At 64.0% G+C, this 12,377-nt stretch carries 14 protein-coding genes; 9 read left to right on the forward strand and 5 right to left on the reverse strand.

All coding sequences use genetic code 11. From position 1 onward, the window contains the following. Window positions 1–22: 22 nt before the first annotated feature. On the forward strand, window positions 23–721 hold the full coding sequence (locus BLT26_RS01340; protein ID WP_091506981.1) for an SRPBCC family protein: 699 nt from the start codon (window positions 23–25) through the stop codon (window positions 719–721). Between the two features lie 68 nt (window positions 722–789). On the opposite strand, the gene rluB is transcribed toward BLT26_RS01340, so the two are convergent. From rluB to BLT26_RS01365, 5 genes are all read right to left on the reverse strand, one after another. Then, window positions 790–1,662, reverse strand: a complete 873-nt coding sequence (gene rluB, locus BLT26_RS01345) for a 23S rRNA pseudouridine(2605) synthase RluB (protein ID WP_091506984.1) — start codon at window positions 1,660–1,662, stop codon at window positions 790–792. After that, a complete protein-coding gene (gene scpB / locus BLT26_RS01350; RefSeq protein ID WP_091506987.1) occupies window positions 1,659–2,828 on the reverse strand; it encodes an SMC-Scp complex subunit ScpB in 1,170 nt (389 codons plus the stop codon). The genes rluB and scpB overlap by 4 nt, the downstream gene beginning before the upstream one ends. A gap of 87 nt (window positions 2,829–2,915) precedes the next feature. Further along, entirely contained in the window at window positions 2,916–3,944 is a 1,029-nt protein-coding gene (locus tag BLT26_RS01355) for a segregation and condensation protein A (protein WP_245720542.1), read from the reverse strand. Window positions 3,945–4,021: 77 nt separating this feature from the next. After that, on the reverse strand, window positions 4,022–4,645 hold the full coding sequence (locus tag BLT26_RS01360) for an L-threonylcarbamoyladenylate synthase (RefSeq protein ID WP_091506992.1): 624 nt from the start codon (window positions 4,643–4,645) through the stop codon (window positions 4,022–4,024). Continuing rightward, entirely contained in the window at window positions 4,645–5,562 is a 918-nt protein-coding gene (locus tag BLT26_RS01365; protein ID WP_091506994.1) for a PHP domain-containing protein, read from the reverse strand. The genes BLT26_RS01360 and BLT26_RS01365 overlap by 1 nt, the downstream gene beginning before the upstream one ends. Before the next feature lie 277 nt (window positions 5,563–5,839). On the opposite strand from BLT26_RS01365, the gene BLT26_RS01370 reads away from it, so the two are divergent. From BLT26_RS01370 to BLT26_RS01405, 8 genes are all read left to right on the forward strand, one after another. Beyond that, window positions 5,840–6,577, forward strand: a complete 738-nt coding sequence (locus BLT26_RS01370; protein ID WP_091506997.1) for a VC0807 family protein — start codon at window positions 5,840–5,842, stop codon at window positions 6,575–6,577. A 47-nt stretch (window positions 6,578–6,624) separates the two neighbouring features. Next, complete coding sequence (locus tag BLT26_RS01375) at window positions 6,625–6,924, forward strand: YciI family protein (protein WP_091507000.1); 300 nt, start codon at window positions 6,625–6,627, stop codon at window positions 6,922–6,924. Window positions 6,925–6,985: 61 nt separating this feature from the next. Continuing rightward, entirely contained in the window at window positions 6,986–7,672 is a 687-nt protein-coding gene (locus BLT26_RS01380; RefSeq protein WP_091507002.1) for a TIGR04211 family SH3 domain-containing protein, read from the forward strand. A gap of 70 nt (window positions 7,673–7,742) precedes the next feature. Further along, entirely contained in the window at window positions 7,743–8,336 is a 594-nt protein-coding gene (locus tag BLT26_RS01385) for a peptidylprolyl isomerase (RefSeq protein WP_091507005.1), read from the forward strand. A 3-nt stretch (window positions 8,337–8,339) separates the two neighbouring features. Then, a complete protein-coding gene (locus tag BLT26_RS01390; RefSeq protein ID WP_091507007.1) occupies window positions 8,340–9,098 on the forward strand; it encodes a pyridoxine 5'-phosphate synthase in 759 nt (252 codons plus the stop codon). Then, window positions 9,098–9,982 carry a Rossmann-like and DUF2520 domain-containing protein gene (locus tag BLT26_RS01395; protein WP_091507010.1) on the forward strand — a complete coding sequence of 295 codons (885 nt, stop codon included), beginning with the start codon at window positions 9,098–9,100 and terminating at the stop codon, window positions 9,980–9,982. The genes BLT26_RS01390 and BLT26_RS01395 overlap by 1 nt, the downstream gene beginning before the upstream one ends. Then, window positions 9,979–10,758: a TrmH family RNA methyltransferase gene (locus BLT26_RS01400; protein ID WP_091507013.1), complete on the forward strand. Its 780-nt coding sequence runs from the start codon at window positions 9,979–9,981 to the stop codon at window positions 10,756–10,758. The genes BLT26_RS01395 and BLT26_RS01400 overlap by 4 nt, the downstream gene beginning before the upstream one ends. 214 nt (window positions 10,759–10,972) lie before the next feature. Beyond that, window positions 10,973–12,010, forward strand: coding sequence for an OmpA family protein (locus BLT26_RS01405; RefSeq protein ID WP_091507017.1), 1,038 nt, complete (start codon window positions 10,973–10,975; stop codon window positions 12,008–12,010). Window positions 12,011–12,377: the final 367 nt, after the last annotated feature.

A 12,377-nucleotide genomic window follows, 5' to 3' on the forward strand; every position in this document is an offset into this window, starting at 1 on the left:
TCGATAATCGAAAGGCCCTGATATGCGCTGGATTCTCTACATTATTGGACTGCTCGTATTGCTGGTTATGGCCGGATTCCTTTTTCCCCGCGAGGTCAATGTCGAACGCAGTGTTTACATCGACAAGCCGCCGGCAGCGGTATTCCCCACCCTGAATAACCTGCGCAATTTCAATAACTGGTCGCCCTGGTATTCCATCGACCCGACTACCGATTACATATACAGCGGCCCGCGCCAGGGAGTCGGTAACAAGATGTCCTGGAACAGCGACAACCCCAATGTCGGCCGCGGCAGCCAGACCATCATCGACAGCAAAACCAATTCCCTGGTGCGCACCCACCTGGACTTCGGCGCGCAGGGCACGGCCATGGCCGAATTGCAACTGGAGCCCCAGGGCAGCGGCACCAATGTCACCTGGACCTTCAACAGCGACATGGGCAGTGGCCCCATCGCGCGCTGGATGGGACTGGTGGTTAAGAATATGGTGAGCGACTCCTACGAGCGCGGCCTGAGCAAACTGAAGAAATACATCGAGTCCTCTGCCGAGGTTCCTGAGGAAGCACCGGGACTTGATAACGGCTCCGATGAGGCGCTTCCCCCCGAGGGCGAGCCGGGCACCGGTATGGAGGTGGACCCCGGCAATGTGGATGAGGATATGGAAACCCACATCATCGAGGAAGAGGGTGAAGAGGCGGTAGAGGAAAACCGCCACGGCAGCTGAAAAAAAGCCCGCTCGAGCGGGCTTTTTTACGGGTCATACTGCCACCTGCGATGACAGGGAATGGCAGCCTAGCGCCTGCCCGACGGCTTTCCCGACTTGCGCTGCGCGGTGGCCGGTGGCTTGCGCAACTTGCGGCGCTGCCGCTGGAGACCCTGTTTTTCCGCCTGCGTCAGCGGCCGCTGGCCGAGCTTCGGCAACCCTGCCGTCTCGCACAGGTCGTCGATATCCGCTGGCTCCATCTCGATCCACTGGCCGACACGCACCTGCGAGGGAATAAACACGTTGCCATAACGCACCCGCTTGAGGCGGCTGACCCGCACCCCCTGGGACTCCCACAGTCGCCGCACCTCACGGTTGCGCCCTTCCATCACCACACAGTAGAACCAGCGGTTGTTGCCCTCGCCCCCGCTCTCGACGATATCGGTGAAGCGGGCCACCCCGTCATCCAGCAGGACACCGGTCAGCAGGCGCTGCTTCATTTCATCGTCTACCTGCCCCTGGATGCGCACGAGATACTCCCGGTCTATTACCGAGGAGGGATGCATCAGCCGGTGGGCAAGTTCACCGCTGTTGGTAAACAGCAGCAGGCCACTGGTGTTGAAATCGAGCCGGCCCACCGAGATCCAGCGCCCCGTCCGCAGGCGCGGCAGGCGATCATAGACCGTCGGCCGGCCCTCCGGGTCATGGCGCGAGCAGATCTCCCCAACCGGCTTGTTGTAAAGGATGACGCGACAACGCTCTTCCTCCGGCATCTGCAGGCGTTTGCCGTCGAGCTCGATCAGGTCGTCTTCCGTTACCCGCTCGCCCAGCTTCGCCACGGTGCCGTTGACGGTTACCCGCCCGGCCTCGATGGCACGCTCCATCTCGCGCCGGGAGCCGAGACCGGCCCGGGCAAGTACTTTCTGCAGTTTTTCGCCCACAGGCGTGGTGCCTTCACTCATGTATTCGTGGTTTCCGGTTGCATATGTTCCCGCGACTCATCGTCGCCCTGGTCCCCGGCCTCGCGCGGTTCTTCTTCAATCCCCATCGAGGCGTCCCCATCGCCGGCATCCTCGCCGGCACCCTCACCGAACAGGCCGCTCGCGGGGAGTGAGGCGGTGAGGGATGCGGCCATGGCCCGGGAGTCGACTACCTCCTCTTCGGGCCCAAGCGGGACTTCGGTCGGGGTCGCTTCGCCGGCGTTTTCCGCATCCGGTTCCAGTCCGACTACCTCTTCTTCCGCGTCCTCACCGAAAATGGTCGGTTCTGCCGGGTCGTCGATTTCGCCTGCTTCAGCAGGTTCGGCATCCCCTTCGGTGCCATCGGCTTCAGCTACCCCTTGTGGCGGCGCCTCATCTTCTGCAGGTTCTGCGCCGGCGGCATTTTCGCTGGCCGGGGTCCCGTCATCGGGCTGCTCGCCTTCTTCGGCATCCCCGGCAGGCGCTACCGCCTCTGTTTCGCCCTCTTGCGGGTCGAGGTTCTCCTCCGCATCCGCCACCATTGCGGCTGACTGATCGGCGCCTTCCCCAGAGTCATTGTCTCCGGCGGCCAGGTCATCGCCGGCCCCGCCCAGGTCCAGGGACTGGTTCAGGCTCTCGATATCACGGATCTCAGCCAGTGTCGGCAGCTCGTCGAGGCTGCGCAGGTTAAAGTAGTCGAGGAATTCCCGGGTGGTGGCGTACAGGGAAGGCTTGCCGGGCACGTCACGCTGGCCCACCACCTTGATCCAGCCGCGCTCGGTGAGGGTCTTAACGATATGGGAGCTGACCGCCACGCCGCGGATCTCCTCGATATCACCGCGGGTGATGGGCTGGCGGTAGGCGATGATCGCCAGGGTTTCGAGGATCGCGCGCGAGTATTTCTGCGGTTTTTCCTCCCACAGCCGGTTCACCCAGGGTGCCAGGTCCTCCGGTACCTGGTAGCGCCAGCCGCTGGCGACCTGCCTGAGTTCGAAGCCGCGCTCGGCACAACTGTCGGCAATATCCTGCAGTACCTGCCGCAGCTCGCTTTTTTCCGGGCGTTCACCCTCATCGATCAGCGATAGCAGCTTGTCCTCGTTCAGCGGTTGTCCCGCGGCCAACAGGGCGCCCTCAACGATACGGCGCAGCAATTCTGGAGCGATAGTCATCTGTTGTTCTCTAGTCCAAGCCGCCCGCGGGCCGGGGCCGCGGGCTGGTAAAACTCTTTATGGGCAGCGCATACAGGGTCGGGCCCTTCAGTCCAGCACTGCCTCGGTAGCCTCTTCCTCCGGGAACGGCGGTTCCTCGTCCGCCGGCACCGTGGCCTGCTCGGGCTCCTGGCCGGCGGCGCGCACGTGAATCGGGCCGAATGCCTCGTTCTGCACCAGCTCCACCAGCGATTCCTTCACCAGCTCCATCACTGCCAGGAAAGTGACCACTACCCCGAGTCGCCCCTCTTCCACCGTAAACAGGCTCACAAAGGGCACAAACTGGCGGTGCCGGATCCGGTCGAGGACCTGGGTCATACGCTCGCGCGTGGAGAGCTTTTCCCGTTCCACCTGGTGGCTCTCGAACATGTCGGCACGGCGCAGCACATCCGCCAGCGCCACCAGTACTTCCTTGAGCTCCACTTCCGGATCCGGGCGGGTGATATTGCGGTCGGGGGCCTGGGCCTCAGCCTGGTGGATATCCCGCCCCATACGGGGCATTTCGTCGATATCCTCGGCCGCAGTCTTGAATCGCTCGTATTCCTGCAAACGGCGGATAAGCGCGGCGCGGGGATCCTCGCCCTCCTCCTCCTCGGCCTCCGGGGGGCGCGGCAGCAGCATGCGCGACTTGATCTCGGCCAGCATGGCCGCCATCACCAGGTACTCCGCCGCGAGCTCGAAGCGCATGGCGGTCATCATGTCCACGTAGCCCATATACTGGCGGGTGATATCGGCCACGTTGATTTCGAGGATATCGAGGTTCTGCCGGCGGATCAGGTACAGCAGCAGGTCGAGCGGGCCCTCGAAGGCCTCGAGGATCACCTCCAGGGCATCCGGCGGGATGTACAGGTCCGCCGGCAGGTCGGTGAACGCCTGCCCCTGGACCATGGCGAAGGGCATTTCCCCCTGGCGCGGATGGCCGGCCGTGGCGCCTGCCAGCGCCTCAGGGGTACCACCGCCTTCCGCGGTGTCCTCGCCGGCGCCGGGGGCAGCCTGCTGCCCCCCTTGCCGCTCTGGATCAGCCAGTTCGGCGAGTACCTGTTCCTCGGCCTCGGCTAGTAACTCTTCACTGGACACTCTGTCCCACCTTCGAAAACGCAAACGCAGGATTATACAACGGTACAGGCGCCTGCACCGAGGGTTTCAGCCATGGCTCAGGCGAATATCTCGTCGACGGAGCCGCAGCCCTCGCGGACCAGTACCGGTTCATCGCCGGTGAGGTCCACTACCGTGGTCGCCTCGAGGCCGCAGAAACCGCCATCGATCACCAGCTCGACCTGGTGCTCGAGGGTATCGCGGATATCGTAGGGATCGGTCAGTGGCTGGGTATCACCGGGCATGATCAGGCTGCAGCTCATCAGCGGCTCTCCCAGCCGCTCCACCAGTGCCTGCACGATGGGGTTGTCCGGTACCCTCAGGCCAATAGTCTTGCGCTTGGGATGCATCAGCCGGCGGGGCACCTCGGCAGTGGCGGGCATGATAAACGTGTACGGGCCCGGCGTATGGTTTTTCAGCAGGCGAAACATCTGGTTGTCGACCTTGGCGTAGCTGGCCAGTTCCGACAGGTCGCGGCACATGAGGGTAAAGTTGTGCTTCTTGTCCAGCTGGCGCAGGGCACGGATGCGCTCCAGTGCCAGCTTCTCCCCCAACCGGCAGCCTATGGCGTAGGCCGAGTCAGTAGGGAATACGATCACCCCGCCAGCGGCGACGATATCCGCGGCCTGGTTGATCAGCCGGCCCTGAGGATTCTCCGGATGGATCTGAAAGAACTGCGCCACTATTCCCCCTTTTGACTCTGCTGCGGCGAGCCGCCGGCCCGCTTCCCGGCGCTAGTTTGCCACAGATTCCAGACCGGCTCGACGTCCGCCGGCAGGTGCACGCAGCCCAGCTCCCGCCAGGGCTGGCCGGGCTGGTGGAAGTCGCTGCCGAGTGAGCAGTGCAGCCCGGGGCCGTACTGCTCCAGCAGTCTCCGCAACTCGGCAGTCTGCACCGGGTTCTGGCGGCCGGAGAGCAGCTCCACCGCAGCGCCGCCAGACTGCTGGAACTCCGCCAGCAGGCTGCCCAGTCGGGTGCGGGTGAGGTTGTACTTGAGGGGGTGGGCGAGTACGGCTACCCCGCCGGCGGCCCGTATTGACCCGACAGTCTCAGCCAGTTCCGGCCACTCCATGCGGACGTCGCCGACCTTACCCGGCCCCAGATAGCGCTTGAAGGCCTGCTGTTCGCTCTCGACATGCCCCGCCTGCACCAGCCAGCGAGCGAAGTGGGGCCGGCCGAGAACGGCATCCCCCGCAAGCGCGCTCGCGCCGGCCAGCGCCCCGTTGAAACCGCGGCTCTCCAGTCGTGCGCCAATGCGCTCGGCGCGGGCACTGCGCAGCCTGGCGCGCAGGTGAATGGCATCGTGCAAGGCCCGTGCGCCGGGATCGACATCGAGCCCCACGACATGCACGGTACGACGCCCCCAGGCGGCGGTCAGCTCGATCCCGGCCAGTACCGTCACCCCTTCGGACTCGCCCGCGGCGCGCGCGGCAGTGACACCGGCCACAGTATCGTGATCAGTCAGGGCCAGCAGGGTAACGCCCTGCGATTTCGCCCTCGACACCAGCGCCACAGGACTTAAAATACCGTCCGAAGCTGTGCTGTGACAGTGGAGGTCCACGCTGCCGCGCAGGGCATGTGCGGGCAAGTCTGTCGCCATGTAAACTCTCTCGGCCGAATGCGGCTGGCCGGGCGGCGCGGCTTCCCGGCAGGGAACCATTACCCGGCACCGCTGTCTCACCTGATTCAAGTTGCGCCCGGCTATGCCGGGAGCGAGGACGGGCCGAGAAGGATAGGCTGCGACCCATTGGTCCCGGAACGGGACCGGACACCAGCCGGCACGCCGCCACCGACCCGGGGCGGTTTATCCGGCCGGCAGGCTGTGTTTACTGCAGGAACTGCAGCAGCTTGTCGTGGCATTATCACCGGAACCGAGCATGACCGAAACCAAGCCGACCAGTCCAGCCACCGCCGAGCGGCCCGCGACCGATAAGCCGCAGCGGGAAAGCCTGCTCGCCAACCTGTTGCTGAACATCGTCATCCCCACTGTCATCCTGACCAAACTGTCCGGTGATGACTGGCTGGGCACCAAGTGGGCGATCGTGGTGGCCCTGGCTTTCCCTCTCGCCTACGGCGCGCGCGACCTGATGCGCTCAGGCAAGGTTAACTTCTTCTCCGCCCTTGGCGTGATCAGCATCCTGTTGACCGGCGGCATCAGCCTGCTGGAACTGGATGCCAAGTACATCGCCATCAAGGAAGCGGCCATCCCGGGCCTGCTGGGTGTGGCCACCGTGGCGTCACTCTACACGCCCTGGCCACTGGTAAAGACCCTGCTGTACAACGACCGGGTACTGGACACCGGCAAGATAGCCGAAGCTCTCGCCGGCAAAGGTAACGAGAGCGCCTTCGAGCGTACCCTGCGGCAGGCTTCCTGGATGATCGCCGGATCCTTTTTCCTGTCATCGACGCTCAATTACATTCTCGCCAAGGTACTGCTGCAAAGCCCGCCCGGCACCGAGGCCTTCAATGCAGAACTTGGCAAGATGACCGCGCTCAGCTTTCCGGTGATCGCACTGCCTGCGACCGTCATACTGATGCTGGTATTGTTTTTCCTGTTTCGCCGGATCGGCAAGCTGACCGGCCTGAAGCTTGAAGAAATCGTGACTCAGCAGTAACCAGAAATTCCAATAACTTATTCGCACAGACAAGGGCACACTCACGCATGTGGTACGCAATTATCAGCGAGGACGTCGCCAACAGCCTCGACAAGCGCAAGAGCGCGAGGCCCGAGCACCTGGCACGACTCAACCGCCTCAAAGAGGAAGGCCGCCTGCTGATCGCCGGCCCCTGCCCGGCGGTCGACAGCGAGGACCCGGGTGACGCCGGTTTTACCGGCAGCCTGGTAGTGGCCGAATTCCCCTCACTGGAGGAGGCCCGGGCCTGGGCAGATGCGGATCCTTTTGTCGCCGCCGGGGTCTATGCGTCCGTGACAGTAAAGCCATACAAGCTGGTGCTCCCCTGAGCGCCGGCGACGATTAAAACAACTTTGAAATTCACACTCCGATAAAAACAGCTTTAGCAGAATGATGAAATCCTTGACCAGTCTCTCGGCAGCAGTCCTGCTCGCCATCAGTATTCCCGCTGCGGCCCAGAGCGGCAGCACCCGTTACATTACCGACCAGCTGCACGTACCCATGCGTTCCGGCAAGGGTAACGAGTTCCGTATCCTGCACCGCGGCCTGCCCAGCGGCACCAAGCTGACTCTGCTCGAGGACGCCCCTGACGACGGCTGGTCGCGGGTGCGCACCCCGGGTGGCGAAGAGGGCTGGGTACGCCGCCAGTACCTGGTAAGCGACCCGGTGGCATCCATCAAACTGCAACGCGCCGAGGCCAACCTCGAGCGTTTCGAGAAAATGGAGGGCAACCTGGGTGGCGAGGTGCGGCGCCTGGAGGCCGAGAACCAGAAACTGGAAACGGCCCTGGACGCGCAAAAGCTGAAGTCCGCCCAACTGGCCGATGAACTGAAAGAACTGAAAAGGCTGTCCGCCGACGCCGTGGCGCTCAACCAGCGTCACCAGAAGCTGCTCAACCAGCACGAACTGCTCAAGCAGGAGCAGGTCATGGCCGAGGCCGAGATCCAGCGCCTGTCCGGCAGCGACACCCAGAAATGGTACATGTACGGTGCCTTCTCCGTAGGACTCGGTGCTATTCTGGCGATGATTGCCCCGCACCTGCGCCCGCGCCGGCGCCGCTCTGAATGGGCCAACTGAGAGCGGGCCAACTGACGTGACCCCACGGGCCCCTGGCGGGGCCCGCTACCAACCAAGGAGCAAGGTTGTCATGCTAATAAGAAAAGTCGCCGCCGCCCTGTTCGCAGGCCTGCTGGCCGTGGGCGCCCATGCCGGCGAAAACCGCCCCCAGGTCGAACTGAAGACCGATCTCGGCACCGTCCGCATAGAGCTCTACGCGGACAGAGCCCCTGCCACCGTGGAAAACTTCCTGCAGTATGTCGACAGCGGCTTTTATGACGGCGTCATCTTCCACCGGGTAATCCCCGGCTTCATGGCCCAGACGGGGGGTCACACGTTCGATTTCCAGGAGAAGGAGACCCGGGAGCCGGTGGTCAATGAGTCCGACAATGGACTGCAAAATGTGCGCGGCACCCTGGCTATGGCGCGCACCGAGGAGCCGGACAGCGCCACCTCGCAGTTCTACATCAACTACGGGGACAACAGGCGCCTCGATGGCAGCGCGGACAAGCCGGGATACACTGTGTTCGGCAGGGTCATCGACGGCATGGAAGTGGTGGACCGGATCGGCGAAGAGCCCCGCGGCCTCTACCGCGCCTTCCCCGACGCCCCCAATACACCAGTGCGCATCCTCGAAGCCCGGCGGGTGGAAGCCGGCGAAGTGGCCAGCAAAGAGGAGGAGTGACCGTTGATCGATCTCAGCGTGAATCTCAACAAAATCGCCCTGATCCGCAACTCCCGCGAGGGTAACTACCCGGACGTGGTGGCCCATGGCCGCACCTGCCTCGACGCCGGTGCCCAGGGCCTGACAGTGCATCCTCGCCCGGACCAGCGCCATATCCGCCCCGGCGATGTGCGCGACCTGGCAGGACTCTGCCGTCCGGTGGAGGGAGTCGAGTTCAACGTGGAGGGCAACCCCTTCGCCGGCCCCATGGGCGACTACCCCGGGCTCCTGCCACTGGTGATGGAGACCCTGCCCGACCAGTGCACCCTGGTACCGGACAGCAATGACCAGCTCACGTCAGACCACGGCTTCGACCTGAAGCGGGACGGCGACCGCCTGGAGCCGATCATCGCCCGCCTGCGCGAAGCGAATATCCGCGTGAGCCTGTTCATGGACCCGGACCTTGAGCAGATTGGCCTGGCACGCGAAGTGGGCGCCGACCGCATCGAGCTCTACACCGGTCCCTATGCCGATGCCGTCGCCCGGCAGAGCCCGGAGGTGGAGAGCATTTTCGCGGCGCACTGCGCCGCTGCAGAGCATGCGCTGCAACTGGGGCTGGGTGTGAATGCCGGCCATGACCTGAACCTCATCAACCTGCCGCGCTACCGCACCCTCCCGGGGCTGCAAGAGGTTTCCATCGGCCACGCGCTCACTGTTGACGCCATCGCCATGGGCCTCGGCAACGCGGTAAATGCCTACCTGAACTGCCTCGCCGGCAACTGATGCGCACACTGAATATCATCGGCGCCGGCAAGCTGGGCCGGACCCTGGGACGTCTCTGGCAGGAGCGCGGGGTATTCCGGGTCGGCGCAATCTGCAACAGCTCCGTCGCCAGCGCAGATGAGGCGGCACGCTTTATCGGCGCCGACCACACCGGCGCCCTGCCCCGGGCCTGCCCTGCCATCGCGGAAATGCCCGCCGCCGATTACTGGTTGGTAGGCACTGGCGACAGCCGGATTCCGGCAGCCGCCCGGGAACTGGGAGAGCGGCTACAGGGCACAAACAGCACCGTCTTCCACTGCAGCGGGGCCCTGGGCTCCACGGTATTATCCCCCTGCCGCCCTGCCGCGCTGGCCAGTGCCCACCCGGTGCACAGTTTTGCCACCCCCGAGCAGTCGCTGCGCTCCCTCGCCGGCAGCACCGTGGCTCTCGAGGGAGACGAGCAGGCAGTCGGCGACCTGCGCGAGGCTTTCTCCGCACTGGAGTGCCGCACGCTGGAGCTTGCCGGCACCGATAAGCCCCTCTACCACGCCGCCTCAGTACTGGCCTGCAATTACCTCACCGCGCTGCTGGACCTGAGCCTGCGCGCCTATGCGGCGGCCGGCATCGAGCGACACCAGGCGCTGGAAATGCTGGGCCCCATCGTCACCCAGACCCTGGCCAACAACCTGCGTCTTGGCCCCGAGGCGGCCCTGACCGGCCCCATCGCCCGGGGCGACCTGGAGACGGTGGCTGCCCACCTGTCCGCACTGGAAACCACTGATCCCACCCTGCTGAGTTGCTATCGGGAGCTGGGGCGCGCCTGCGTGGAACTGGCCGGGCGACGGGGCCTCGACCGCGAGGCGGCAGCCAGACTGGAACAACTCTTGAGCGAACCCAACCATTGAAAGACTCCCCCGAATACCTGCAGAAGCGCGCCTTCTTCGACAGCCTGCTGACGATTTACGGACGCAAGCCCGTGCTCGAGGCACTGGAGGATTTTTCCCTGCCCGTGCACAAGCTGCATCTCGCCGACAGCAACCGGCGCGACCAGGTTATAACCCGTATCGAGCAGCTGGCACTCGAGCGACAGATCGAGGTAGCCCACCACGACCGCAAGTCACTCTCCCGCATTTCCCGGAATGCACGCCAGGACCAGGGGGTCGCGCTCGACCTGGCGCCGCCGCTGTATGGCTCGGCCAGTGCGTTCCTGCACGACGCAGCCAGCGCGGGTAAGAATTACGAGCTGCTGGCCCTGGACGGCATCACCAACCCCCAGAACCTGGGCATGATCATCCGCTCGGCCTGCGCCGGTGGCATCGACGGCATCATCCTGCCGCGCAAGGGCTGCGCCCAGATAGACCCGCTGGTGATAAAGGCCAGCACCGGTACACTGTTCAAGACCCGCCTGCTGCGCTGTGGCGACCTCGCGCCCACCCTGGCGCAGTTCCGCGAACGGGGCGCGCGCGTGTACGGCCTCTCCTCCCACGCACGCGAGACCCTGGCCAGCATCGGTACCGGGAAGCCGACGGTATTCGTACTCGGCAACGAGACCCACGGTGTCAGCAAGAGCGCAGCCGAGCAGTGCAGTGACAGCCTGCGCATCCCGATGCACAACGATGTCGAAAGCCTGAATGTGGCGGTTACCGCCGCGCTGATCTGTTTCCGCCACCAGCTGGGCTGATCGCCGCCGGGGCCCTCACCGGATTGGGCCGCCGGCGCCCGCTTCCCTCCCCCAGCGCGTCGATCATTCAGAAGAATGTATTCTCGCGCCAATTTCTTGGATAAAAGTCGCGACTGGGCTAAATATCCCAGAGGCGCCGCATAAACCGGGAAAGTTTTCCCAGTTGTGCATCGCGCAAGGAACGACACCTATAACATCCACAAGGAAGTCACCGATGCAAATCACCCGCCCCCTGCTTGTCGCCGCTGTACTGGCTGCCAGCCTGCCGGCCGGCGCCGCCGGCCCCGACGACGGTTACCTGGACCTGGTCCCCTACTTCACCCGGGTCGACGGCGAGCGGGACACCGATCCCGATGCACTCGGCCTGCGGGCCGCGTACGGATGGGGCTACGAGGGCCCCTGGTACAACGAAGTGCAGATATTCGGTGCCATCCTGGAAACCAACGAGTCCGAGATGACCGATTTCTACATGTCCGGCATCGGCTTCGATGTCGCGTACAACTTTGGTGACCGCCAGTGGTATACCCCCTACCTGCTCGCCGGCGTAGGCATCGCCCGCAACGACGTGATCCCCGATGTGGACGACCAGACCGAGGGCTTCGTCAACTTCGCTGCAGGCTTCACCACCGAGGAAATATCCCGCCGCGGTATCCGCCTGCGCGCAGAGGTACGCTACCTGCATGACTTCTTCCAGGGCGGGCGCAACGACTGGCAGCTGGGCTTTGGCGTCAGCATCCCGCTGCGCTGTCCCCCGCCTCCGGTCGTGGCGATGGCACCGCCACCGCCACCCGAGCGTGGGCCGGTGGAGGTAAAGATGGCCGACTCGGATGGCGACGGTGTATTCGACCGGGACGACCGCTGCCCCGACACCCTGCCGGGCGCGCAAGTGGACAGCGAAGGCTGCGTGATTGCCGACCAGACCATCACCCTCGAGGCGGTGCGCTTCGAGCTCAATTCGGACCGCCTGACTCCCGGGGCCCGCGATGAACTGCTAACTACGGTGCGGGCGCTGCGCAGCCAGCCCGGCACGGCGGTGGAGATCGCCGGCCACACCGACAGCCTCGGCAACGACAATTACAACCTGAGACTGTCACAGAAGCGTGCCAATTCGGTGCGGGCCTTCCTGATCAGTAACGGCATCGACGCCGGCCGTATCACGGCAAACGGCTACGGCGAACAACAGCCGGTGGCGTCCAACGACACCGAGGCCGGACGCGCGCTGAACCGCCGGGTGGAAATGCGGTTCCGCTGACGCTTCCGGGCAGGCGTGCGGGAGAATTTCCGTACGCCTGCCTTATATGGTCCCCAATACTCATGTGTTCTTGCCGGGGACAGTCGCCGGGATCTGGAGCCGCTTCCGCGCCGGTCATTTCCCCACCTTCTTTTTACTGGACAGAATCCTAACCAGGGTCTACCCCGTCCACAGAATCTGTGGATAACTCTGTGGGCAATGCACGGGAAAATCCCGCCAAACCGCATGATTCGGTTACCGCGTCTTTGTGAAGAAATTTTAATCAAAGAAATAAAGCGATAAAAATCAATAAGTTAGAAAAGACACTGAAAACTGGTTGACAAAAGAACGCGCTAAATTCGGCTATGTGACAAGAGCATTAACCTTG

This window comes from Microbulbifer yueqingensis (assembly GCF_900100355.1).
GTDB classification, from domain to species: Bacteria; Pseudomonadota; Gammaproteobacteria; order Pseudomonadales; family Cellvibrionaceae; genus Microbulbifer; species Microbulbifer yueqingensis.

What these genes read in the sequence shown, in the direction of transcription:
- BLT26_RS01340 (WP_091506981.1), top strand. Translation starts at nt 23, where the DNA reads ATGCGCTGGATTCTCTACATTATTGGACTGCTCGTATTGCTGGTTATG.
- BLT26_RS01365 (WP_091506994.1), bottom strand. Translation starts at nt 5,562, where the DNA reads ATGGCGACAGACTTGCCCGCACATGCCCTGCGCGGCAGCGTGGACCTC.
- scpB (WP_091506987.1), bottom strand. Translation starts at nt 2,828, where the DNA reads ATGACTATCGCTCCAGAATTGCTGCGCCGTATCGTTGAGGGCGCCCTG.
- BLT26_RS01370 (WP_091506997.1), top strand. Translation starts at nt 5,840, where the DNA reads ATGACCGAAACCAAGCCGACCAGTCCAGCCACCGCCGAGCGGCCCGCG.
- BLT26_RS01375 (WP_091507000.1), top strand. Translation starts at nt 6,625, where the DNA reads ATGTGGTACGCAATTATCAGCGAGGACGTCGCCAACAGCCTCGACAAG.
- BLT26_RS01405 (WP_091507017.1), top strand. Translation starts at nt 10,973, where the DNA reads ATGCAAATCACCCGCCCCCTGCTTGTCGCCGCTGTACTGGCTGCCAGC.
- BLT26_RS01380 (WP_091507002.1), top strand. Translation starts at nt 6,986, where the DNA reads ATGATGAAATCCTTGACCAGTCTCTCGGCAGCAGTCCTGCTCGCCATC.
- rluB (WP_091506984.1), bottom strand. Translation starts at nt 1,662, where the DNA reads ATGAGTGAAGGCACCACGCCTGTGGGCGAAAAACTGCAGAAAGTACTT.
- BLT26_RS01385 (WP_091507005.1), top strand. Translation starts at nt 7,743, where the DNA reads ATGCTAATAAGAAAAGTCGCCGCCGCCCTGTTCGCAGGCCTGCTGGCC.
- BLT26_RS01395 (WP_091507010.1), top strand. Translation starts at nt 9,098, where the DNA reads ATGCGCACACTGAATATCATCGGCGCCGGCAAGCTGGGCCGGACCCTG.